The organism is Cesiribacter sp. SM1 (genome assembly GCF_020178975.1).
GTDB lineage: Bacteria > Bacteroidota > Bacteroidia > Cytophagales > Cyclobacteriaceae > Cesiribacter.
This window is the reverse complement of sequence record NZ_JAHXBU010000039.1, coordinates 1-26587: the sequence shown is the minus strand read 5'-3', so window position 1 is coordinate 26587 and position 26587 is coordinate 1. Positions and strand designations below refer to the sequence as shown.

Below are 26587 nucleotides of genomic sequence, written 5' to 3'. Positions count from 1 at the left end.
GCTCAGTCATGAAAATATCAGAATACGCCGTTAAGAATTACCAGTTTACGCTCGTCATCTTCCTGATGATTGTAGCGCTGGGGCTTACTACGCTGCTCACCATGTCGCGGAGTGAGGATCCTGAAATGGAAGCACCCCAGTTCCCGGTGGTGGTGATCTACCCGGGCACCAGTCCGCAGGATATGGAAGAGCTGGTGGTAGATCCGCTGGAGAAGCGCATTACCGAGCTGGAAGATATCAAAAAAGTTAAAAGCACCATTAACGATGGGGTAGCCGTTATTTCGGTATTCTATAAATACGAAAGCAATGTAGATGAGAAGTACCAGGAGCTGATCCGCGAGGTAAACAGCATGCGGCAGGAGCTGCCAAAAGACATCTACAGCATTGATGTAAACAAGGTAAGACCTGCTGATGTAAACATTATTCAGCTTGGGCTGATCTCTGAAAACGCTTCCCGCCAGCGCATGAGGGTGTATGCCGAAGCCCTGCAAAAGGAGCTTGAGAAAGTACAGGCCCTGAAGGATGTGGAGATTTGGGGCCTGCCCGAAGAAATAGTGCGGGTTGACCTGCGCCTGGAAAAACTGGCCAGCCTGCACATACCACTGAATGCCGTGCTGGGCAGTGTGCAAAGCGAAATGACCAACATTCCCGGCGGTAGCGTAGAGGCTGGCAGCAAATCATTCAATATTAAAACCGGGGGCAACTACAAATCGCTGGAGCAGATCGCCAACACCATTGTGTACTCTGTAGCGGGCAAGAACATACTTCTGAAAGATGTTGCCGATGTGCACTACGACCATGAGGAGGATAAGCACATTACGCGCCTCAACGGACACCGGGCAGTGTTTGTAACAGCTGCGCAGAAGTCTGGCAACAACATCTCGCAGGTACAGGAGCAGTATAAGCCGGTGTTGGAGGACTTTGCCAAAACGCTGCCGGGCAATATTGAGCTGGTGCAGAATTTCGATCAGGCCGAAAATGTAAACCGCCGCCTGGGCAGCCTGGGTATCGACTTTGTTATTGCTATTTTACTGGTGTCCATTACGCTGCTGCCCCTGGGCGGCAGGGCTGCGCTGATTGTGATGATCTCCATTCCACTCTCGCTGGCCATAGGCCTGGTGATGCTGAATGTAATGGGGTTTAACCTTAACCAGCTAAGCATTGTAGGGCTTGTGGTGGCCCTGGGTCTGCTGGTAGACGACAGCATTGTGGTAGTGGAAAACATAGAACGCTGGTTGCGTGAAGGGCACAGCCGATTGGATGCTGCCATCCTGGCTACCAAGCAAATTGGCCTGGCTGTGGTAGGCTGCACCGCTACGCTTATCATTGCATTTATGCCACTGGTGTTTATGCCCGAGGGTGCCGGCGATTTTATCCGCAGCCTGCCCATGGCGGTGATCAGTGCCGTGTTTGCTTCCATGCTGGTGTCGCTTACCATTATTCCGTTCCTCTCCAGCCGCATCCTCAAAGAGCATGCTGGTCACCCGGAGGGCAATATGTTTCTGCGTGCCATGCAGCGGCTGATCCAGGGTAGCTACGCTCCGATCCTGGATCGTGCCCTTAGGCGGCCGGTGCTAACAGTGCTGATTGCAGCTGCTGTATTTGGTGGGTCGCTCATGCTGTTTCCTGTGATTGGCTTCAGCCTTTTCCCTACTTCAGAGAAGCCGCAGTTCCTGGTAGATGTGGTAACACCGCTGCAAACCAATCTGGTTTACACCAACGAGGTGGCAAAAGAAGTAGAAAAAGAGCTGGCAAAGATTCCGGAGGTAAAGTACTATGCCACCAATGTAGGCAAGGGTAACCCACGCATTTACTACAATGTAATTCAGGAAAACGAACGTACTGACTTTGCCCAGATTTTTGTGCAGCTGCAGGAGGATGTATCACTACCCCGCAAACTGGAGATTACCGAAGCCCTGCGCCAGAAGCTTAACAACTACACCGGAGCCCGCATAGAGGTGAAAAACTTTGAGCAGGGTCCGCCCATGACCGCTCCCATAGAAGTGCGCCTGCTGGGCAACAACCTGGATACGTTGCGCAACCAGGCCGCCCGGGTAGAACAAATGCTCAAGAACACCCCCGGCACCATGTATGTGAAAAACCCGGTAACCAACCTCAAATCTGACCTGAAGGTGGACATCAACAAGGAAAAAGCACGCATGCTGGGTGTAAATTCGGCAGAGGTGGCCCGTACCGTAAGGCTGGCTGTTGCAGGCATTCCCATGGGTACTTATTCTGATGCAGATGGTGAAGACCGCACCGTGCTGATTACCACTCCGAAAGAGGAGCGGGCAACGCTTTCGGCTTTTGATCACCTGTTTGTAAACAACCAGCAGGGCACTGCCATTCCCATCAGACAAATTGCAGACCTGAAGCTGGAGTCCTCGCCGGTCACCATCGATCACCAGGATAAAAACCGCATGGTAACCGTATCGGCTTTTGTGCAGAAAGATTTTCTGCTCGACAATGTGCTGGATAACGTGATAGACCAAATGGATGCCATGCCGCTGCCGGAAGGCTACGGCTACAGCATGGGTGGTGAGATTGAGTCGCGGCAGGAGTCTTTCGGCGGCTTTGGCAGCGTGGTGCTGGTAACGGTGTTTTTGTTTATTGCCGTGCTGGTGCTGGAGTTCAAAACCTTTAAAAGCACGCTTATTGTGCTGTCGGTAATTCCCCTGGGCATTGTGGGTGCCGTATTGGCCCTGTGGATCACCGGCAACACCCTCTCGTTTGTTGCCATTATCGGGCTGATAGCCCTGGCGGGCATAGAGGTAAAGAATTCCATTCTGCTGGTAGATTTTACCAACCAGCTGCGGCAGGAGGGTAGAGGTCTGGAAGAGGCCATCCGCGAAGCCGGCGAGGTGCGCTTCCTGCCCATTATCCTTACCTCCATGACAGCCATTGGCGGCCTGATCCCGATTGCTATTTCCAGCAACCCACTCATCTCGCCCCTGGCCATTGTGCTGATTGGCGGCCTCATCAGCTCCACGCTGCTCTCCCGTATTGTAACGCCGGTGGTGTACAAACTAATCCCACCCATGGTAGAGCAGCAAGAGGAAAAGTCTGCTCAAGAACTGGTACCTGCACTGGCCTGATATTTTTCCTTTTGTATGTACATAGAAAGCCCTCTCCTGATTGGGATTGGGCTTTTTTTGTGAGGTGGAGGTAGTGGTTTTCTGATTTTGTTGTCAGAGATTTATCAAGTTGATGCTACCCTCCACCACGTCGTTATACTATAACCTCGCTACGGAAGCGGTGTATTTACAGAAGGCAGTAGTGAACAATCTTTGCTGTAAGGCATTTGGTTGTTATGGGTAGGTACGACAAGTATAGCCGAAATCCGCGTAGATTGCAGGGCTATGATTATGGATCAGAAGGATTGTATTTCATTACCATCTGTACCAAAGACCGATGGCCATTTTTCGGAGAGGTACGTTCTGGTGAAATGATTTTATCTGATGCAGGGGTGATTGTTCGGGATTGCTGGTTACAAATACCTCACTACCACCCTGAGGTATTACTAGGTGAATTTGTTGTGATGCCTAACCATGTGCATGGGATACTGGAACTAGAGAGGGTGGGGCCGCTGCCTACTTCTGCCACGTCGTTATGCTATAACGACGCTACGACAGAGGCCGCTGGTGAGAAAAATCATTACATGGCAGATCTATCCTCTAAAGCAGGTTCTATTTCACGTATTGTAGGATCTTATAAAAGATCCTGTACTATCAGGGTAAAAGAGGTTGGTGTAAAGGATTTTTCCTGGCAATCCAGATTTCACGACCATATAATCAGAAATCAGCAGGAACTGGAAAAGATTGAGAATTATATTGTCTCAAATCCAGCAAAATGGGCAGATGATAAATTTCACCTCTAAAGGTGGTCCCCTGCTGTAGCGTCGTTATAGCATAACGACGTGGTAGAAGGAGGCAGCGGCCCTTATTATTTTCAACTAAGGTTATTATGCTCTGGAAATCTTCCGCAATAATTTAAATCCGTAGCCGATTCCGACAACACGTCTTTATTTCATAAAGACATGTTGGTAAAAGGGGCCCTTACAAATCATCTAACCCCTACCGCCTAAATCTCCTCCCTTAACCTTTCTATCACATATACCAGCACCAGTGCCAGGAAATTGATGCCGATGAACACTCTGCCTGTTGCTTCGTTCAGGATTAGCTGAAAGGAGGAGAGGGAGAGGTTTAAATTGAATTGCCAGGCAGGTACAAAATCGATGCCTAAGCCAAGCTTGAAACCTGCCACATAATTGTAGGCAAAGCTGCTAACAGCAATGCTAAGCACCTGCAGGGCCTGGTTTACCAGCGATAAGGTAAGGCCACGCTTTGGGTGCTGTAGCAGAACTGCACCAGCAACTATAGAAAACACATAGAAAGCAGCTGTCAGGAAAATGAGCGGGTAGCTAAGGGCATTGAGGTGCTGCAGCTGCTGAATAATACGTATGGCTAAACCGATGCCTAAGATGCCGCCAAAGATCTGGTAAAGGGCCAGCCCCCTGATGATGTTGATAAGGTTCTTTTTCATGCTGATGTGAATGGCTGGATAATACAACCACTAGCTATTAAAAGACCTGGCTATAAAAGCCAGGTCTGATTGATTTGTTAAAAACAAACAGTTGTGTTCGGTACACTACTATCTGTGCTCGTTTACATAGTAAGGATCGCCGCCTTCGTCTGCATCAGGTCCTCTACTGCCTTTTGCCTGCAGTTCTGCCAGCCCTTTTTTGCCGTAGGCCAGGCGGGTAATCACCACAAACAGCACCGGTACTATAAAGATGGCCAGAAACGTAGCGGCAAGCATACCACCAATTACTACCCAGCCAATGGTCTGCCGCGATACAGCACCTGCACCTGAAGCAAGTACCAGCGGTACTACACCCAGGATGAATGCCAGCGAGGTCATGATAATAGGGCGCAAGCGCAGGATTACGGCTTCAATGGTTGCTTCGATCAGCTCCATGCCGCGATCAACACGCTCTTTGGCAAACTCCACGATCAGGATGGCGTTTTTGGCGGCCAAACCAATCAGGGTGATCATACCAATCTGGGCGTATACGTTATTATCCAGCCTGGGCAGGAAGGTAAGCGCCAGAATGGCACCGAACATACCCAGCGGAATGGCAAACAGGATGGAGAACGGCACCGACCAGCTTTCATACAATGCAGCTAACAGCAGCAGTACCAGGATAATCGACAGCGAGAAAATATAGATGGTGCTGTTACCTGCTGACAATTCTTCGCGGCTCAGGCCGGAGAAGTCGTAGCCATAACCGGCAGGTAGCACCTGTGTTGCAACCTCCTGCAGCGCCTGCAGTGCCTGGCCGCTACTATAGCCTGGTGCAGCGGCACCCATGATCTCTACTGCGCGGAACAGGTTGTAGTGCGATATCACCGCAGGGTTTTCTACCACCCTGTGTGTTACCAGCGCACTAAGGGGAACCGATTCGCCTTGCCTGTTCATGACATAGTACTGGCGCAGGCTTTCAATATCCATCCGGTAGGAGGTATCGGCCTGGGCCACTACCCTAAAGTTACGGCCGTAGCGCGTAAAGTCGTTTACATAACGGCTACCCATATAGGTGGCCATGGTGGCATAAACATCGGAAACGGCAACACCCAGCCTTTTTGCTTTTTCACGGTCTACCTCCAGGTGGTAACCAGGAGTGCGGGTGTTAAAGAAGCTGTAAGCCATGGCAATCTCAGGCCGTTGGTTGGCCGCACCCAAAAACTGCCCCATTACCTGCTCCAGCTCCCGGATATCGCCGGAGGCACGCTGCTCCAGCATAAAGCTGAAACCACCCGACTGCCCCAGACCCGGAATGGCCGGCGGTGCCACTACGCGAATATTGGCTTCTTTGATGGCCGCAAAACGCTGATTGAGGGAGGCCATTACGCCCTGTAGCTGCAGTTCCGGGTCCTTGCGCTCACTCCATGGCTTTAGCTGAAGGAAAATAGTACCACTGTTTGATTTAAAGGAGAAGTTAATGGCATTAAGCCCTCCAATAGCGGTATAGGTCCTCACAGCCGGATGATCGGCCAGAATCTGGCCCATTTCTGCCAGTAAGGCGCGGGTTCTGGTGGCAGAGGCACCTTCTGGCAGCTCGGCGGCAACAAACATACGGCCTTCGTCTTCGGTAGGAATAAAACCTGTTGGCTTGGTTGCAAAAAGGCCAACCGTACCGGCATAGATACAGGCCAGCAGCACCAGTACAAGCGGTGTGGCGCTGATGCTTTTGCGTACGCCACGCGAGTATGACTGTGTGGTTCTGCCAAACCAGCCATTGAACTTATAGAAGAACTTATTCAGTCCTTTGGAGTTTTTATCCACCTTCATAGGCTTTAACATCAGCGAGCAAAGGGCTGGCGTAAGTGTAAGGGCCACAAAGGCAGAAATAAGTACTGAAATAGCAATGGTGATGGCGAACTGCTGGTACAAACGGCCTACAATGCCCGGGATGAAACCTACCGGGATAAATACCGCAGCCAGAATAAGGGCAATGGCAATTACCGGTGCGGTTATATCCTTCATGGCCTTGCGGGTAGCTTCTTTGGCCGACAACCCTTCATGATCTATATAGTGCTGCACGGCTTCTACCACCACAATGGCGTCATCCACCACAATACCAATGGCCAGTACAAAACCGAACAGGGTAAGCGTGTTAATGGTAAAGCCAAGCGGAATAAAGAAGATAAAGGTACCGATAATGGATACCGGAATGGCCAGGATAGGCACCAGCGTTGCCCGCCAGCTTTGCAGGAACAGGAATACCACCAGGATTACCAGTACAAGCGCTTCTATAAGCGTTTGCACCACCTCGTTGATAGATACCTGCACCACCGAAACGGTTTCGAAGGAAACAATGTAATCCACATCGGCCGGGAATCCCCTCTTCATTTCTTCCAGCGCGGCATACACGCCTTCTGCAGTTTCCAGTGCGTTAGAGCCTGGTGCCTGGTACAGGAGCAGAATGGCTGAAGGATTACCGTTGATGGTAGAGGAGCGGCCGTAGTCGAACTGTCCAAACTCAATCCTGGCCACATCGCGCAGGTACACAATAGAGCCATCCGCAGGGTTTGTCCGTACAATGATGTCTCCAAACTGATCCTGCGTTTGCAGGCGTCCGGTTACCGTAATGGGGTACTGAAACGTCTGATCAGGGCTTTGGGGTGTAGCGCCTACCGTACCGGCGGCTACCTGCAGGTTTTGCTCCTGAATAGCCCCTGTAATTTCGGCGGCACTTATGCCGTACTGCGCCAGCCTGTCGGGCTTAAGCCAGATACGCATACTGAAGTCCTGCCCCAGGGCATTGATATCACCCACGCCCTGCACGCGAAGCAGCGCATCACGCACAAAGATGTTGGTATAGTTGTCGAGGTACTTGGTATCGTGGGTGCCGTTTGGAGAGTAAATACCGATTACCATCATGATACTCGGGTTCCTTTTCCGTACGGTTACGCCCAGGCGCCTTACCTCCTCTGGCAGGCTGGGCTCTGCAATACTGGCGCGGTTTTGAACATCGAGTGTGGCAATTTCAATGTCGGTGCCTACCTCAAAGGTAACACTCATGTTCATCTGGCCGGTGCTGGTGTTGGTAGAGGTAATGTAGGCCATGCCCGGCGTACCATTGATCTGGGTCTCAACCGGGGTAGCCACCGACTGCTCTACTGTTTGCGCATCGGCACCGGTATAGTTAGCCGATACAGATACCACCGGCGGCGAAATATCCGGATACTGCGTAACCGGCAGGTTCATCATGGCCAAGAGGCCCACCAGCACAATTACGATCGAGATTACCATGGAGGTAACCGGCCGTCTTATAAATACATCTGATATCATGTTCTTTACAGAGAGTCTTTCTTAAGAATTATTGTCGTGCTGAAGGTTGCTGCTGTGCCGCTGCCTGTGGCTGGCCTGTTTGTACTTTGGCACCCTGGCGCAGGCGTTGTATGCCTTCTGTTACAATGTTATCGCCTGCCTGCAGTCCTTCGCGAATCACTATGTTGCGGCCAAAGCGGGTACCCAGGTCTACATTCTGCTGTACTACGGAATCGCCCTGAATCTTGTACACATAGAACTCGCCCAGCTGCTCGCTTACTGCCTTGAACGGAATAACCAGCTGGCGGCCAATGTCCTGGTTGAGTACCTGAACACTTACCGTCATGCCCGGAATAAGCTGCTGCTCCGGGTTAGGGAACTGAACGCGCACAGTGATGGTACCAGTCTGGCGGCCAACGGCACGATCAATGGCACTCATTTTACCCGGGTAGGGGTAATCGATACCACCACTGAGTGTAATGGTAAACAGAGAGTCTGGCTGCTGTTGTGGATTTTGCAGGTAGCTGTTAAAGCGCGGGATCTCCTGTTCGTTTATTACAAAATCAACTGCCATGGGATTTACCGTAGAGATGGTATTCAGCAGGGGCTGCCCGGGAGAAACCTGGGTGCCAACGCGTACCTGCGAAATGCCAATCACACCATCGAAAGGAGCATTGATCACGGAGTAACCCAGGTCTGTGGAAACGCTTCTTACCTGTGCCTGTGCGGTAGCTACCTGTGCCTGTGCCGTGGCCAGATCGGTGCGGGCATAATCTACCCTTTGCTGGGCAATTGCATCCTGCTCTGCGAGTCTTTCGTAGCGCTCCAGGTCTTTCCTTACTTTTTCCAGGTTAGCCCGGGCACTTTGCAGGTTAGCCTGCGCCTGCTGCTGGGCAGCCTGGTATTTACTCTGGTCAATTTCGTAAAGCTTCTGGCCACGCTTAACCGTTTGGCCATCCTGCACATAAATATTGGTAATATAGCCTGCCACCTGCGGGCGCAGTTCTACCTCGTTCAGGGGTACTACTGTGCCGGGATAGGAGTCGGTGCCGGTTACAGCTTCCGGCTGTACGGTATAGGTACTTACTTGTACGGCTGCGGGTGCCGGCGGGCCCTGCTGTGCTCCTCCTTCGTTATTTCCGCAGGAGCTTAGTGCTGCGGAACATACAATGGCTGTAAACAGCCATGTTAGGTTATGCTTCATGTTTAGGTTATTGCTTTTCATTAGTTGACTCTTATTTCTCCAAGGGCCCTTTGCAGATCCAGCTTGCTGGCCAGCACCTGGTACAGGGCGTTATAATAATTCAGCTGGGCCGAACGCAGGTCTGTTTCGGCTATGATCAGCTCCAGGTAGGTTTTGATGCCTTCGTCGTACTGCAGCTTAATAATGTCGTAGACCTCTTCGGCTATTTCTACATTCTGCTGCAGGGTAAGCCACTCGTTATAATCACTTTTGTAGTTGGCAAGCGCACGCTGGTATTCTGTATTAATGGCATTCTGCGTTTCTATCAGGTCCTGCTGCAGGCGTTGTTCCAGCAACTGTGCCCGCCTTAGGTTCTGTATTCTGCGGGTGCCCTGAAAAATAGGAATGCTAAGCTGCAAACCAACCGCTGAAGTAGGGTAGGCGGTATTGTAAAGCTGGCTGAACTGATCATTCAGAAACAGCCTGCTATTGTTGTAGTTAGCAGAAAGCGTTGGCAGGAATCCCCAGCGGTAGTAGCTGGTGTTGAGGCCAAGCAACTGCTGCTGAGTCTGTAGGAGCTGGTACTCAATCCTGTTTTCCAGAACTACAGGCTGAAGGGTGTCGGCCTGAATGCGGGCCTGCATGCTTTCGTAGTCGTGCACAATATGCAGCTCCTGGTTGGGCGGATACCCCATGAGCTGCTTTAAATATGCAAACTGTGCTTTGATGGCCTCCTGCGTTCTTTTGCGGTCGCTGCGAGTGTTGGCCAGGGTAATGCTAGCCCGCTGATAGTCGGTTTTATCTACAATACCGCTTTCGTACTGGCTGAGTGCATCGCGGTACTGTTTCTCCAGGCGAGCAATATTTTCGTCCAGGATCTTCAGCTGTTCCTGGGTGAGCAGCAGGTCGTAAAAGGCCTTGCTCACCTCAACCACTGTATTTATTTTGGTAAAGGTGGTGGTTTGATCCAGGCTGCGCCTGGTAAAGCGGGCGCCCCTGCTGGCAAGCAGCAAATCATTGTTGTAGATCACCTGCGAAGCCTGGAGCTGCACATTCGAATTATTTTTGGTGCCAATCTGAATCGGCTGATCACCGAAAGCGGCTACCTGTCGCTGAATGTTATAGGTATAGCCAAAGCCCAAAGCTACCTGTGGTAGCCAAGCAGAAAGGGCTGCATTGATCTCCCGCTCGCCAATGGCTTCGTCGATTTCCGATTGCCTAAGGGCAGGCTGGTTTTCAAAGGCGTAGGCAATGCATTCTTCCAGGGTAAAATTACCGCCGCCGGAAGCGCCGCCCCCGGTTTGCTGGGCCATTAAAAGTGATGGGTACAAGAGGTACGCCAGCACCAACAGCCAGATGGCATTTTTCTTTTTCATCATGAAGTATAGGGTAGTGCTTTAGGTTGTATAGACTTTTTATGAATATTCGCCCTTCTGCCAGAAGATGTATGACTGGTGCAGAGGGCTTTGTGTGGGTGCTATAGACTTATAATAAATTGCTAGGATGTTTTTTCTCTGGCAACGCCATCCCAGATAATCTGGATGATCTGCTCCAGTTCAGTGGCTCCTGCCTTAATCTTTCCGTGCGATTGAATTTTAAAACTGGTAATGGCTGTGGTGCTTAGTAAAACACCTAAAATTTCCGGGTTAACCGGTTTCAGGTGTCCCTGGTTGATGCCTTCCCGGATAAAACTAAAAATATACCGGTGGAAGCAGTTTATTTCTTCTTTTGGCTTTTTCTCGAAATAAGGTGAGTTTATGTACTGATCAAAAAATAAGGGTACGTTAGGGTTCTTGGTGTGAAAGTTATAAAGGTTCTTCCAGAGATTCAGAAAGCGCTCTTCGTAGGGTGCAGCTTCGTCATCTCCTTCTTTCGCGGCCGCCAGCATTTTTTCTGTTACATACGAAAACAGCTCACAGATCAGCCTGTCTTTGTTTTCAAAGTGGTGGTAAATAGTGCCCGCAGCTACCCCGGACTTCTTCACTACCATGCTGATGGGGGTGCCATGAAAACCATTCTCCTTAATCAATTCCAGGGTTGTTTCCAGAATTGCTATCTTCTTTTCTGTAAAATTGTCTGTCATTTCTCTAATTGTACCGGACGCTCGTTCGGTCTGCAAATGTAGTAGCTTTTAGTCTTGCGGCAAACAGTAATTCTTTTTTTTATCTGACCTATATCATTGTATTATATGTGTGGCATTTACAAGTGATTGGTGGGGAAAGGCTTGGGCAGTTGCTTCGCCTGATTTGCCCTAATAAAATATTTTTACAGCCCTGGCATCCCATCAATGCAGGCTCCCGTTCAAGTGAAATGATTCGCTTAAAATATTTTTAATCCTGCCAGGTTTACTATTTTTGGTTTTCAGCCTGTCTGTGCTGTTTCTTTCCCCGAAGGAGAGATGTACAGCATCTTTCATTTTTTTAGCCTGTAGAAGAAGCACTCATAACATAGAACATGAAAATTAGAAAAGCAGTGATTACGGCCGCAGCCCGTGGGGAACGCTTATACCCGGTTGCTGATACGGTACAAAAAGCTATGCTGCCTGCCATAGACATAGATGGCCTGCACAAGCCGGTTATCCAGATTATTGCCGAAGAGGCCTTTGCAAGTGGTATTGAAGAAATTTGTGTGGTGTGCGCGCCCGGCGACGGAGATCGCTACATCAGTGCCTTTCACTCGCTGCGCGACAACCTGGTGAAGTCTTTTAAAAGTGTAGACTGGGCCAGGAAAGAAGCAGAAAAAATAGATCAGCTGCTAAACCGCCTGCAGTTTGCTGAGCAACAGGAGCCGCTGGGTTATGGTCATGCAGTACATTGTGCAAAAGATTTTGTAGGGGAAGAGCCTTTTCTGCTGCTGCTGGGAGATTACCTCTATGTTTCCGATTTGCGCGACAGGCGCTGTGCTGCCCAGCTTATAGACCTTGCCCAGCAGGAGAACTGCTCCGTATCGGCAGTAAACCCTACCCCTGAGCACCAGATTACCCGTTATGGTACCCTTACCGGTAAGCAGCTGCCGGGAACATCAGGCATTTACCAGATCGAAAAGCTGATTGAAAAACCTTCCCTGAGCCTGGCCGAACTGGAGCTGCAAACCCCGGGCCTGCGGGTAGGGTATTATCTCTGCTTTTTTGGTATGCACGTACTCACGCCGGCAGTTTTTGAGCTGCTCCAGCAAGATATTTCAGCAGGCAGCACCAATGTACTGCTTACCCCTGCGCTGCAGGAGCTGGCCAAAACAGATAAATACCTGGCCCTGGAGGTGAAAGGCAGCCGCTACGACCTTAGCAAACGCCATGGCCTGCTGCAGGCACAAATTGCCTTGGGACTTGCCGGCGAGGCCCACGATGAGACCCTCACCACCATGGTAGAACTACTAGCCGAAGCCAACGGACGCAACAGGAAATGATCGGTGTTGAGTATTAGGTATTGAGTAACAGAACGGAAGCAGTGCTTGCAGAAGACTTACTACAACTAAGTATTGCTGATGAGCGCCTGTTATAGTTCTAATTCCAAAGAAACGCTAGCATGAATCCATTTATAGAAACCATTACCTCTGCCGATACAGCCACGCGCAACAGGTCTTTTTTTGAAATAAGCAGGCAGCTTTCGGCAAAGGAGCTATTGAACCAGCTGCGGGAGTTGGATAATTTCAGGAAAGCCACACCCAGCCTTTACGATAAGGTGCGGGCCATTCTTTTTCTGTATGCAGGCTTTCGCTTTTTCCTGATGGAAGCCCCTGAAATACCTGCCACCGGAAAAATATCTTATGCAGGTTTTGAAGACCTGCTGGCACGCCGCTTTGAGCATGCCATTGCCACCTTCCTGAAAGAGCTTGATACAAAGGGACCCAATGCCACCCTTTTTAGTGCCCTGGCAGAAAGTTACCACCACCTCTCTTTCCAGATCCTGGCCGACCAGGTGCGGAAGAGTGTGCGCTCCAGCAAGGGCAACCAGTGGATGTTCCGGGTAGGCCACCAGGAGGAACATCCTATACGCATTCACCCAAGGCTGCTGCAGCGCCAGGAAGATTCACTCTTTTACCCGCTGCTGCACGAGCATACCTCTGTGCGCATGGACCTTACCCACAGCGGCTGGTCCGATATTTTTTTCCTGGGCATGGATTATCCCGAAGGTGCAAGGGTAATCAATGTGTCGATAGACCTGGGGGTATACGGTCGCGATAAAGATATACGTCCGCCCCTGCACAGCTATGTGCGTGTAATACCGGAGCCGGTGCTGCGGCTAACGAGCATCGACCTGAACACCACCAAAGATATTCACGACCTGTCGGACCTGTTCAACTTTGGTAACGACTACCTTAGCCTGGTAAAGGCGGGTGTTATTGCCTCTGGTCTTATACCCCCTTCTTTTGAGGGTACCAACCAGTCGCTGCCCGACATTCTTAGCCGTATTGTAGCGCCGGGCATGGGCCTGGAGCTGGTTACCAAGGTAAACGATATACCCAAAGGCTCCCGCTTTGCAGTTTCCACTAACCTGTTAGGCTCAATCATAAGCCTGCTGATGCGGGCTACGGGGCAAACCAGCAGCCTGGTAGACGGGCTGCAGGAAAGCGAAAGGCGGCTGGTCGCTTCGCGGGCTATCCTGGGTGAGTGGATTGGCGGCTCCGGTGGCGGCTGGCAGGACTCTGGCGGTGTATGGCCTGGCATCAAAGCCATACAGGGCACCATGGCACAGGAGGGCGATCCGGAATGGGGCATCAGCCGGGGTACACTCCTGCCGCGCCACCGGGTACTGCAGGGTGATGAGGTGCATCCCGAGATGGCCGAAAAACTTATGAACTCGCTGGTGCTGATGCACGGCGGCATGGCCTCTAATGTAGGCCCTATCCTGGAAATGGTAACCGAAAAATACCTGCTAAGGGGCGAAAAGGAATGGGCGGCACGCCAGCAGACCAACCAGATCTTTGATAACATCCTTGCTTCTATCCGGGAAGGTGATATCAAAAAGCTGGCAGCGAATACTGCCCTGAACTGGGGCTATCCTATCAAAACCATTATTCCATGGGCCTCTACCCATTTTACCGAACAAATCATTAAAAAGGCTAAAAAGGCATTTGGTGATGATTACTATGGATTCCTGATGCTGGGCGGTATGTCGGGCGGGGGCATGGGTATGTTCGTAAACCCTGACAGATACCAGGAGCGTAAGGCAGAGGTGCTGGATATTTTGCGAAACACCAAGCAGGAGCTTTCTGCCTCCCTGCCTTTTGCCATGGAGCCGGTGGTGTACAACTGGAGCATCAACAACAAGGGCAGCTGGGCAACGCTGCATGAGGGCAACGAGGCCCTGATGCCGGAGCAGTATTATGCCATTCACGTATCGGAGCTGGTGCGGCAGGAGCCTTCTTCCATCTCCTATATCCGCAGGGCAGAGATTGATTTCTTTACCACTTATTGCGAAAAGAATAACCTGGCCTACCCGTTGCTGCGCACCATTGTCAGCAACCTGTTTAAAGTTTCAGACCCCTCTACACAGGGCAACCGCAGTGCCGAAGACGAAAAAGCAGAAAAGATCAAGCGCGAGAATGGCTTCGATTATATTCAGCACGAAGAAATAAGGGAGCAGCTGCAGAAGGGCCGTATTGGCTTATCGCGCAACAGGCTTGCAGCCGCCACTACCATAGAAGATGTAGGTCCGCAGGACATTGCCCAGCTCCCTGAGCTGGAAGCTAGTGTTGGCACAGGCGAAGCAGCCATCAAAGCTGGTAAAGTAGCTGTGCTAAGCCTGGCAGCAGGTGTTGGCAGCCGCTGGACCAAAGGAGCAGGCGTGATCAAGGCCCTGAATCCATTTGTGGAGATCGATGGCGTGCACCGCAGCTTCCTGGAGATCCACATGTCGAAGACACACAAGGTAGCCCAGGCCTACGGTGCCAATATTCCGCACCTGGTAGCCACCAGCTACCTTACCCATGAGCCCATCAGGCGTACGCTGGAGCAAACCGGCAACTTTGGCTATGGAGGCGATGTGCTGCTCTCACCCGGCCGCTCCATTGGTCAGCGCTTTGTGCCCATGGAGCGCGACCTGCGCTTTATGTGGGAGGAAATGCCCCAGGAGATGCTGGACGAGAACAAGCAGAAAGTGCGCGAAGCCGGCCGCCGCAGCCTGATTGGCTGGGCAAAGGGCAAAGGAGAAGGCACCGATTATGTTGATAACATTGCCGGGCAACGCTTTTCGCCGCTGGGGCACTGGTACGAGGTATCGAATCTGCTGCGCAACGGTACCCTGGCCAGGCTGCTGGAGAAGCACCCGCAGCTGGATACCATCATGCTGCACAACATCGATACCCTTGGTGCCGATGTAGACCCGGCTGCCCTGGGGTACCACCTGGAATCGGGCAATGTGCTGACCTTTGAGGTTGTGCCGCGCCGGTTTGAGGACAGGGGAGGGGGGCTTGCCCGTGTAAACGGACAAATGCGCCTGCTGGAAGGCCTGGCACAGCCCAGGGAAGAAGATGAGCTGAAATTGAGCTATTACAACTCCATGACTACCTGGATACAGATAGATCCGCTGCTGAAACTCTTTGGCTTAACACGCCGGGAACTGCAGCAGGGCGATGAAGCCAGACTTGCCAAGGCCGTAAGAAGTGTAGCACATCGCATACCAAGCTATGTAACCATTAAAGAGGTAAAGTACCGCTGGGGACACGGGCAGGAAGATATTTACCCGGTAGCCCAGATAGAAAAGCTCTGGAGTGACATGTCGGCCCTGCCGGATGTAAAAACAGGCTACATAGCTGTACCCCGGCAGCGCGGGCAGCAAATGAAAGACCCTGCCCAGCTCGATGCCTGGGTAACCGACGGCAGCAAGGATTATGTTGCTTCGCTCTCCAGATTTGATTAGTTGTGACTTTTGAACTTAAGTAGCCCCGGTGCACTGCATCGGGGTTTTTGTTTTGTGTACTATGTGTACTAACAGATACATTTTATCTTCAGCATTTCTAAAAAGTTATTGAAGGATAAGGGCATAGGCGTGTGTGAATCAATTCCAGTCTACACACATACACCAACCAAAGAACAAAGAGGCTCAACCTTAGTGGCGGATCACGAGTTAGGAGTATGGTAGTTGAGACCTGTTTTTTTAAAGAAGATAAGAGTTATTGATGAGTAGAAGTATACTGATCCTGTTTATATTTTTTTCTATTGTAGGCTGTAGTGGCGGGGATATTGATGAAGTAGGCCTGGTTACGGAAAATGCCATGGTTGTATCGGCCCACCCGCTTGCATCGGCAGTTGGTGCAGATATTTTAAAGCGCGGAGGCAATGCAGTAGATGCAGCCATTGCCGTGCAGTTTGCCCTGGCGGTGGTTTACCCCGATGCCGGGAATATCGGGGGCGGCGGTTTTTTAGTGCTGCGGCAGCAGGATGGCAGCATCGACGCCCTCGACTATCGGGAAAAGGCTCCATTAGCTGCACATAAAGATATGTACCTGAATGAGGCAGGAGAGGTCATTGAAGGCTTAAGCCTGAAAGGGCACCTCGCTGCGGGCGTTCCCGGTACGGTAGATGGCATGGTGCGGGCACACGAAAAGTACGGCAGCATGCCCTGGGCAGAACTGGTACAGCCGGCGGTAGAGCTGGCTGCCAGGGGATTTCCCCTCACGGAAAAAGAAGCAGTAAAGCTGAACGAGGAGCGGAATGATTTCATCCGGTACAATACCTTCAAACCCAATTTTATTTTGAAAGACCACTGGAGCGAAGGAGATACTCTTCGCCTGCAGGACCTTGCCTATGCCCTGCGCCTGATCCGCGACCAAGGGCGGGCTGGCTTTTATGAGGGCCCCACCGCCAATAACATAGTGGCCGAGATGGAAAGAGGTGGGGGGATCATCAGCAAGGAAGACCTGCAGCAGTATAAATCAGTCTGGCGCGACCCTATTACAGCCAACATTGGTGCCTATAAAGTGATCTCCATGCCGCCGCCTTCCAGTGGGGGCATTGCGCTGGTGCAGTTGCTCACAATATCAAGCCAGTTTCCGCTGGGGGAGTGGGGCTGGAACACGGCACAAACTGCCCACTTTATGGTAGAGGCCGAGCGGCGGGTGTATGCCGACCGTGCGGAACACCTGGGCGATCCTGATTTTTGGGAGGTACCTGTAGAAGGCTTGCTGGACAGTGCCTACATTATGCAGCGCATGGCAAATATTGACCTGGACTGGGCCAGCGACAGCGATGAGGTTTCTGCCGGTGAGCCAGTGGCTTACGAAAGTCCGAATACCACCCATTACTCCATTGTTGACCCCATGGGCAATGCCGTTTCTGTTACCACTACCCTAAACAGCAGCTTTGGCTCAAAGGTATTTGTAGCGGGTTCTGGCTTTTTGCTGAATAACGAAATGGACGACTTCAGTGTAAAACCAGGGTACCCTAACAGCTACAGGGTGATTGGTGGCGAAGCCAATGCCATACAGCCAGGCAAGCGTATGCTTAGCTCCATGACCCCCACCATCCTGGAAAAGGAGGGAAAGCTCTATATGGTAGTGGGCAGCATGGGCGGTTCAACCATTATCACCACCGTTTACCAGATCATCACCAATGTAATAGCCCATAACCTGCCCATGCAGGGTGCGGTAAATGCCGGCAGGTTTCACCACCAGTGGCAGCCCGACTGGGTACTCTCGGAATGGGGGGCACTGGGCCCGGGCACAGGCGCCAAACTTTGGTTTAGGGGGCATAAAATTGCGCCTAAAACAGGCGGGGGCATTGGCAGGGCTGCAGGCATCCTGGTGCTGCCTGATGGCAGGCTGGAGGGCGGTGCCGACCCCCGTGGCGACGATGCTTCGGCTGGTTTTTAGCTTATGTACGGGAGTCTTGAAAACAATATCCATCCAAGTGCTCCGTATTCTTGTTCAAGTAAATTAATGATAATTTTTTTCAGTGCCATATTCAGCCTTGATAGGTCTCTGAATTTTCCCCGGGGTCTACTCCTCATGTACCTACCAGAACTGTACACCTTTATTACGCAAAGTTGCGTGAATAAGTAACAAAAACTGACGTTGTAATAAAACCATGCGGCTGAAACTGCAGGTTTTGGGAAGGAGCCTTTCCTTTAAGGGGGAATAGTATCAAGATGGCCAATTATCTGACTGCTAAGTTGATGCTAATGTGTATTATCCTAGTAGAAGGAGATTATTGTGCTTAAGCGGAGGAATTGTTGCTAGCAGCTAAACAATACATAGATATGGTTAAAGGTTAAACACCATATATTACATTATCTACGACCTTAGCAGCATCTTAGACTTATCTCTACCTCCTAATATGAAGAAAAATACAGATACATTTAATCGATATTAAGTGAACTTCCTGAATAGTTGTTCGCTCAGAATAACTATTCAGCACTATTAACAGATGATCGGTCAATTGGAAGGATTATCTATATGTATCTGAATTTTCTCTTCTATGAAACATATTTACAGCAAACAATTTGATGAGGCAGATGCAGGCAATATACTTGCTCATGCTGCTTTGGTAAATGCTAGTTACCAGACAAAGGGTATAAGTCTTGTGAATGTAGATTCTTCTCTGCCCACTGAGACTATTAGCTCGGGAGAATTAGCTGAAAGATTACCAAAACAGCACGCACATAATCTGCACAAGCATAGCTTATTAATCTTGCTATGCCTGTTGTTGCCCTTAATCCAGGAGTCATGGGCACAAACAATCACCACCATTGCTGGTACAGGGGTTATGGGATATAGTGGTACTGGAGGCGATGGAGGTGCAGCCGTGAATGCGCAATTATATAATCCCTATGGGATTGCAACTGATGCTTCTGGTAACCTGTACATTGCAGATTATTACAACCACAGGATCAGGAAGGTCGACGTGGCCGGTAAGATCACCACCATAGCAGGTACAGGTGAAGCAGGTTATTCCGGAGACGGAGGTCGGGGGAGCGATGCCATGTTAAATGGACCAATCAGTCTTACACTTGATGGTACCGGTAACCTGTACATTGCTGAATATCGCAACCACCGTATCCGGAAGCTAAGCACCGATGGGACAATCACTACAGTTGCGGGCAAGGGAGTGGCCGGTTTTAGTGGTGATGGCGGTGCCGCTGTTGATGCACAGTTAAATACCCCCTACAGCATAGCAGTGGATGGATCTGGTAACCTATATGTCTCTGATGAAGGCAACCACCGAATCAGGAAAGTAGATACCAGTGGCAGGATTACTACCATTGCCGGCACAGGAGATATTGGTTTTTCTGGAGATGGTGGTGCTGCGCTAGAGGCGGAATTCTACTATCCCGGTGGCCTGGCATTGGATGCTACAGGAAACCTTTATGTAGCAGATTATGGGAATCACCGTATCAGAAAAATAAGCACCAACGGTACCATTACTACCATTGCCGGTACTGGCGTAGCAGGCTTTAGCGGCGATGGGGGTGCCGCTACCAAGGCACAGCTAAACTATGCTGATGACCTTGCAACAGATGCTGCAGGCAACCTTTATATAAGTGACAGAAGTAACTACAGGATAAGGAAGTTAAATAAAGCCGGCATCATTACCACCATTGCCGGTACTGGCGTAGCAGGTTTTAGTGGCGATGGCGGACTGGCTACAAATGCTACCGTTGGCTATACAGCTAGTGTTTCAGTTGATGCGGCTGGTAGTATCTATGTAGCAGATTTTCAAAATGACAGAATCCGTAAGATACATACTGACGGAATCATTACTACTGTAGCCGGAAGTAGTGCCAGAGGGTACAGCGGAGATAATGGGCCGGCAATCACCGCCCAGATGTACAATCCGGGTAGTCTTGCAAAAGATGTTTACGGTAATATGTATGTGGCAGATTTTGCCAACCACAGGATTAGAAAAATTAGCCCTAATGGTACCATTACTACCATTGCAGGTACGGGAGTAGCGGGCTTTAGCGGCGACGGTGGTGCAGCTATCAGAGCACAATTGAATTACCCGGTAGATGTAACGATCGATGGAGCGGGCAATATTTACATTGCCGATCGTTCAAATCACCGGATCAGAAAAATCAATACTGCAGGTACCATTACCACTATAGCGGGTACGGGGGTAGCAGGATTTGGCGGTGACGGCGTGGCTGCTGTTCAGGCTCATTTAAACCAGCCTTACGGTGTAGCTGCCGATGCAGCCGGCAACATATATATTGCGGATCGGCTTAACCATAGAATCAGAAAAGTAGCCACTAACGAAACAATCACTACCATTGCCGGTACAGGTATGGCAGGTTTTAGTGGCGATGGAGGGGCTGCTGTAAATGCCCAGTTAAATCATCCATATAACATTGCCATCGATGCATCGGGCAACATTTATCTGGCAGACCGTTTAAACAACCGGATCCGGAAGATCAGTACTGCAGGTACTATCACAACTGTAGCTGGTACGGGAGAAAAGGGCTATGGTGGCGATAGTGGTGCTGCAGTACATGCAAGACTTAATGAGCCATGCGGAGTGACGGTAAATGCTTCAGGGATTCTTTACGTGGCCGACACTTACAATAACAGAATCAGAAAGGTAGCTGTCTCCGGAAGGATTACAACCGTGGCAGGTACAGGAGAAAAGGGTTTTGGCGGCGATGGTGGCACTGCCACTAAGGCCCTACTAAACCTTCCTTTTGGCGTGGAGGCAGATGCATCGGATAACATATTTATCGCCGATGCCTCTAACCACAGGATCAGAAAAGTTACAGGTGCTACGGCATTAGATTATGACCAGATTGCTCCTGGAGCCAGGGTAGTGCCCAGCATCACCCTGGATTTAGATGATGATGGAATGGTAATGTTAAGGCCTGAACAGGTTGATAATGGTAGCACAGATAATGTAACCGGCAGCAATAACCTTCGCATAACCCTCAGCCAGTCAAGATTTGAATGTTACAATTCGTATGTATATGAACGATGGCAAGAAGTGGGCGAAGAAGGTGTTCCAAGTGGAGGTTATACCCATAACCTGAGTTTGGCTATCTCTCCTGAAGGAACTCCTTACCTGGCTTATCTGGATGAGGTGAATAATTATGTGCCATCCATAGCGAAATGGAATGGTAGCAGCTGGGAACCCCTGGGAGGATCAGAGTTATCAGGTTACAATCATAGCATTGTATTTTCCCCTGATGGTACGCTTCATTATGCGGCTGAGTGGGGTGTGGCCAGATGGAATGGCAGCAGCTGGCAATATTTAATAAATAACGCAGGCTCAGGCAGTATAACCAGCTTAGCATTTGCACCTGATGGCACACCCTATATAGCCCAATCAGATAATAATGGTAGCATAAGTGTAAAGAGTTGGAATGGTAGCAATTGGGTAGCGGTGGGTAACATGAGCCCGTATGCCGGTAACCTTGGCTTAAGGTCTCTGGCGGTGGCCCCTGATGGCATACCTTATTTAGCATTTGTAGATTACAACAATGGAAATAGAGTATCGGTACTAAAATGGAATGGCAGCAGTTGGGCAGTTATAAGCGGAGCGGGAGCTTCCTCTCATGAGTCGTCAAATGCAGCCCTGGCTATTGCCTCAAATGGCACCCTTTACCTCTCTTTCGAGGACACAAACGGCAATGTTACCGTGGTGAAATGGAATAGTAGCAGCTGGAATATGCTGGGAGATGGAGTTCTGGAAGGAGGGTGGGGGCATAGCCTGGCCGTGTCTCCGGATGGTACACCTCACTTGGCATCTGCTGCTCTTATTCAAAAATGGAACGGTAGCGGCTGGCAGATAGTTGGTGGCGGGAGTCCTCTTTATAGCGGACAGCTATACACGCAAAGTTTAGCAATAGCCCCGGATGGAATTCCGCACATTGCTGTTCCAGGCTGGAGTTCTGACTACAGAGCTTCTGTACAAAAAGTTTACCAGAGCAACCGTATTACAGTTACCGTAGAGGATGAGGCTGGAAATAAAGCCACTGCCAGTACCTTAGTTTACATTAGAGATACCAAAGCACCTGTGGTAGCGGTAAAGGATGTAGTCGTACGCCTGAATGCCAGGGGAGAAGCAACACTGACACCTGAAATGCTCGATATTGGTACGTACGATAACTGCTACTATTTGGGGGACGGCCTGCGCTACAGCCTGGAGGGAAAAACAAGCTACACCGTGGCCGATTTGGGGCAACAGCATACAGTTACCCTTTGGGTGGAAGATATGTATGGCAACATCAACAGCGGCACGGCCCAAGTAATGGTAGTAGAGGGTGTAGCGCCAGCTGCCCGGTTTATGCAGGCAGTTGAAGTTGTGCTGGATGCCAGTGGTACAGCCACACTTAGTCCGGATGACGTAAATGATGGCAGCAGCGATAACTACAGCAGCACCGCTAATCTGAAATACAGCCTGAGTAAAACCAGTTTTAACTGTGCTGACCTCGAGGTGACCAACACCTGGAAGAGGCTGGGCCCAGCCGGTGTTTCTCAGTCGTATGCGACTAATCAGGGCATGAGTATTGCACCGGACGGCACTCCCTATCTTTATTACAATGATTTGGATGGTACTACTAAGTTAGTGAAGTGGAACGGGAGTAGCTGGGAATTACTGGGAGGAGCCGGTGTTCCTGTCGGGTGGACCAATATCCATCATCTAGCACTTTCTCCTGATGGTACTCCTTATATTGTGTATCGGGACGAACAGGCATCTATGCTGAAGGTGCTGCAATGGAATGGGAGCAACTGGGAGTTTTTTGGAGGAGAAGGCATACCGGATGAAGGTAGCTTTGGACATGGCCTTACGTTTTCGGCAGATGGTATCATGTTCGTCTCCTTTATTACCTGGTCGGTCAATGGAGAAGTTATGATGGTGCAGAAATGGAATGGCAGCAGTTGGCAGTCTTTAGGTCAGGAGGGTATCCCTACGGGATATGTCTCCTCATATATCATGAAAGTGGCTCCTGATGGTACGCCGTACATAATCTATAGCAATCCCGAAAGGAACAGTGTGGCCACAGTGGTAAAATGGAGTGGCAGCAGCTGGCAAACACTTGGAGGAGAAAACCTTTCCGATGGTGCAGCAGAAGGTATAAACCTGGCAATTTCCCCCGCTGGTGTGCCTTATGTGGCCTATACGGATGAAGCTTATGGGACTAAGCTGAAAGTGAAGCGATGGAACGGCAGCAGCTGGCAATCCGTAGGCGGTGAAAATGTTTCTCAAGGTGCTGCCTTTACGCCTAACCTTGCATTTTCTGCTGATGGTGTGATCTATGTGGCCTATACTGATGCCGCCAGTAATTATGCGGTAAAGCTGCAGCAATGGGATGGCAGCAGCTGGCAAACGGTTGGTGGAGAGAACGTTTCGAATGATTATGCCGATAATGCCCAACTGGCTATTTCCGAAGATGGAGTGATTTATGTAGCATTTAGTGAGGCGGTCAAACAATACAGAACTACCGTCAAAGCGTTTGCGCCAACAAATAGAGTTACTTTTACTGTTGAAGATGAGGCAGGCAATAAATCCATAGGTTTTACATACGTATATGTGGTCGATGAACTGGCTCCTACGGCAGTTTCCAATAGGGGCATGGAGCTTGACCAGTTGGATAGCAGCCTGCTTACTGCAAACATACTTACCTACGCAGATCAGTGCAGCCCGGATGTATCGTACAGCATTACCAAATCGCCTGCCTACGGCCGACTGGAGCTGCTTAGCAATGCAGGTGCTGCCATCACCAGTTTTACACAGCAACAGCTGATCAGGGGAGAGGTTCGCTATGTAAGCACCAGCAACGTTCAGGGGTTTGATAGCTTTAGCTTTACTGCATCAGACATGAAGGGCAATGCAAGCCAGCCACAGTCTTTCAGCATCCGTCTTAAAGACGTTACCAGTCCTGTAGCCAGAACCAAGAACTACACTCTCGGGCTGCAGTCTTCGGGAATGGCTGTGCTAAAAGTGGCCGATATTGAAAATGGAAGCAGTGACAATACAACCGCAGCAGGCAGTCTTGTATTCTCTCTAAGTCGCACAAACTTCGGCTGTACAGACCTGGGAGCCAATACTGTTACCCTCACCGTTACCGATGAAGCCGGCAATACCTCCACCGCTTTGGCTACTGTTACCGTAGAGGATAAAATCGCACCTGCAATCAGTGTAAAGAAGGTGACCTTGCTCCTGAATGCGAATGGTACAGCCACTTTAACAGAGGCAGATGCTGTTGAATCAGTGACTGACCAATGCGGAGCGGTTAATGTCAGCCTGAGCAAGACCAGCTTTGGCTGTGCCGATGTGGGCGACACAACAGTAAAGTTGCTGGCAACCGATGCCAGTGGTAATGTTACGACGCAGGATGTAAGCGTGACCATTGCCGACCAGCTGGCACCTATAGCCGTAGCAAAGAATATAGTACTTGTTCTTGGCCCCGCCGAGTTTACCACTCTTACTGCAGCCCAGCTAAACGGCGGATCGGCTGATAACTGTACCCCGGCAGCTTCGCTACTGTATAGCCTGGATAAAACCAGCTTTAGTTGTGCAGATGTTGGAGCAAATGTAGTTACCCTAAGGGTGACCGATGCCGCTGGCAACAGTAGCACGGCAACAGGCACTGTAACCGTAGAAGAAAAAGTAGCCCCGGTAGCCATCGCCAAAAACATCACGCTAGCCCTTGATGTCTTTGGTCTTGCCATGCTTACACCCGAAGCGGTAAATAATGGCTCTGCCGATAACTGCCGCATTGCTTCTATGCGCCTGGATAAAACCAGCTTTAGCTGCCAGAACATAGGTGCTAACCCTGTTACGCTAACTGTAACAGATGCCTCTGGCAACAGCTCAACGGCTACTGCTACGGTAAACGTAGTGAATGTGCTGACTCCTGTAGCTTCCGGTAACTGGACCAGCAGCATCGCATACAACTCCATTGCCAGTTTTGCTATCAATGAGATCCCCGCTGCTTCAGGCTATATCTGGACAGTTCCTGGGGGCTTTGAGATAGTGTCAGGACAGAATACGCCACAGATCAGCCTGAAGGCTACCAGTGGTTCCGCCAGTGGCAACATTACGGTAAAAGCCATCAGTGCCTGTGGTGAAGGACCCGCAGTTTCTGTTAGTATTGTGGCTACCAAAGCAACACCACAGCTTAGCTTCCACAATGAAAACAGAACATACAGCACCGAAAACTTTACACTGAATGCCAGCAGCAGTACTGTAGGATCCATCACCTACCAGGTTGCGGAAGAGCTGACTGCAGCTTATCCGGGTGATGTAACGCTTTCAGGAACAGGTAATAGTGTCGTATCAGTATTGAAGTCAGGAAAGGTAAGGTTAAGAGCCAGTGTAGCAGCTGATGAGTATTATGCTGCAGCGTCTGCAGAAATGGAATTAACCATCAATAAAGCGGCAGCCACGGTAACCATCTCCGGACTAAATCAGGAGTTTAATGGAGAGCAGAGACCTGTGTCAGTATCTACCAACCCGGCTGGTTTGGATATAAGCGTTAGTTATAACGGTGTTGTTACAGTCCCCGCCGCGGTCGGAGAATATGCCGTAAGGGCCGTAATTGTGGATGATAACTATACAGGAGAGACCAGTGCAATGCTTATCATCAGTGCTGTGACGGGTATTTCTGACCCGGAAGCACATAACATCCTGCTGTATCCAAACCCAACTACAAACAGCACTATGCTTGAACTGGAGAGAGGTGCCAGTGCCCAGATTACAGTCATGGATCTCACTGGACGTATCATCAGACAAGCCATGGCAGCGGACAGCTATCAGGTAAATCTTGAGGAGCAACCAGCAGGCTTGTATTTTATCAGAATACAGCAGCAGGGTAAAGCAGCAGTTACCCTTAAGCTTCAAAAGCTGTAAGAAAATTGATTACCTTGAAAGCTATCTTCAAAGGCCCGGTTAGTAATTCCGGGCCTTTTTGTTGTGTCATAAGAAAAACTGGATTCTTTTTAAATCTATTGGTAGCTTAAACTAACGTGAATTATGGATTATGCAGCGAGTAAAAGCTTGTTTTTAGTCATTAAGCGCTGATTTACAGGTAAAAAAAGAAGGTTTGCTGTCATAGAAACAATAAGCAGTTAAAGCTGCAAGCATATGAGCCATGGCATTGACTGCACTTTTGTGACGGTTGTGTTCCGATCAAAGACAGATGTTAAGCTATCATTGACTGATTCAACAACAGATCTTTTCTAAGCTTGAGCTTATCCTCAAGCAATAGCAGTATTGTTTTTCATGTTATACCAATTAGTATGAAGCTCATTCAATAGCAGCTAAAGCTTTTTTGACAGCATGCTTGATATAGGGGAATCCGGTAAGAGACGCTATGTGCTGCTTTTGATAACTATTAGCAGTGGTTTTGATCCATTCTTCCAGGTCTTGTTCATCTTTGAAGTTGTGAAAAGCTACTTTGTATTTCATGTCACCCCAGAGCCTTTCCACCGGATTCAGTTCTGGGTTAGAAGAAGGTAAGTAGACAAGACGGATGTTCTCTGGCACCTTTAGCTCTTTTGCTCTGTGGTAGCCTGCTTTGTCTAAGAAGATGATCTTGAATACCTCTGGCTCATGCTGGCTGAACTCCTGAAGCATATACTCGAAGTAAAGAGTGTTTACCTGGGGGGCAGTGACAAAGAAATGATCTCCTGCTAAAGGCT

The 26587-nt window shown here is 49.9% G+C and carries 12 protein-coding genes; 6 read left to right on the top strand and 6 right to left on the bottom strand.

Annotated elements, in window-relative coordinates:
- Positions 1-8 precede the first annotated feature (8 nt).
- Together KWJ01_RS04685 and KWJ01_RS04680 are read left to right on the top strand one after the other, a co-directional pair.
- A complete protein-coding gene (locus KWJ01_RS04685) occupies positions 9-3095 on the top strand; it encodes an efflux RND transporter permease subunit (protein ID WP_224995266.1) in 3087 nt (1028 codons plus the stop codon).
- Positions 3096-3310: 215 nt separating this feature from the next.
- Positions 3311-3877 (top strand): transposase, encoded by a 567-nt coding sequence (locus KWJ01_RS04680; RefSeq protein WP_224995265.1) that lies wholly within the window; start codon positions 3311-3313, stop codon positions 3875-3877.
- A gap of 203 nt (positions 3878-4080) precedes the next feature.
- Here KWJ01_RS04680 and KWJ01_RS04675 read toward each other — a convergent pair whose 3' ends face one another.
- From KWJ01_RS04675 to KWJ01_RS04655, 5 genes are all read right to left on the bottom strand, one after another.
- Positions 4081-4542 carry a hypothetical protein gene (locus KWJ01_RS04675; protein ID WP_224995264.1) on the bottom strand — a complete coding sequence of 154 codons (462 nt, stop codon included), beginning with the start codon at positions 4540-4542 and terminating at the stop codon, positions 4081-4083.
- A 108-nt stretch (positions 4543-4650) separates the two neighbouring features.
- Positions 4651-7854, bottom strand: a complete 3204-nt coding sequence (locus KWJ01_RS04670) for an efflux RND transporter permease subunit (RefSeq protein ID WP_224995263.1) — start codon at positions 7852-7854, stop codon at positions 4651-4653.
- Between the two features lie 28 nt (positions 7855-7882).
- Positions 7883-9037: an efflux RND transporter periplasmic adaptor subunit gene (locus KWJ01_RS04665; protein ID WP_224995262.1), complete on the bottom strand. Its 1155-nt coding sequence runs from the start codon at positions 9035-9037 to the stop codon at positions 7883-7885.
- A gap of 20 nt (positions 9038-9057) precedes the next feature.
- On the bottom strand, positions 9058-10395 hold the full coding sequence (locus tag KWJ01_RS04660; protein ID WP_224995261.1) for a TolC family protein: 1338 nt from the start codon (positions 10393-10395) through the stop codon (positions 9058-9060).
- A 119-nt stretch (positions 10396-10514) separates the two neighbouring features.
- Positions 10515-11099, bottom strand: coding sequence for a TetR/AcrR family transcriptional regulator (locus tag KWJ01_RS04655; protein WP_224995260.1), 585 nt, complete (start codon positions 11097-11099; stop codon positions 10515-10517).
- Positions 11100-11470: 371 nt separating this feature from the next.
- On the opposite strand from KWJ01_RS04655, the gene KWJ01_RS04650 reads away from it, so the two are divergent.
- From KWJ01_RS04650 to KWJ01_RS04635, 4 genes are all read left to right on the top strand, one after another.
- Positions 11471-12421 carry a UTP--glucose-1-phosphate uridylyltransferase gene (locus KWJ01_RS04650; RefSeq protein WP_224995259.1) on the top strand — a complete coding sequence of 317 codons (951 nt, stop codon included), beginning with the start codon at positions 11471-11473 and terminating at the stop codon, positions 12419-12421.
- A 119-nt stretch (positions 12422-12540) separates the two neighbouring features.
- Positions 12541-15876: a UTP--glucose-1-phosphate uridylyltransferase gene (locus KWJ01_RS04645; protein ID WP_224995258.1), complete on the top strand. Its 3336-nt coding sequence runs from the start codon at positions 12541-12543 to the stop codon at positions 15874-15876.
- A gap of 259 nt (positions 15877-16135) precedes the next feature.
- Entirely contained in the window at positions 16136-17827 is a 1692-nt protein-coding gene (gene ggt / locus KWJ01_RS04640) for a gamma-glutamyltransferase (protein WP_224995257.1), read from the top strand.
- 604 nt (positions 17828-18431) lie between these two features.
- Positions 18432-25796, top strand: coding sequence for an MBG domain-containing protein (locus KWJ01_RS04635; protein WP_224995256.1), 7365 nt, complete (start codon positions 18432-18434; stop codon positions 25794-25796).
- A gap of 396 nt (positions 25797-26192) precedes the next feature.
- On the opposite strand, the gene KWJ01_RS04630 is transcribed toward KWJ01_RS04635, so the two are convergent.
- The coding region (locus tag KWJ01_RS04630) for a transposase (RefSeq protein ID WP_224995255.1) at positions 26193-26587 on the bottom strand (395 nt) is incomplete at its 5' end.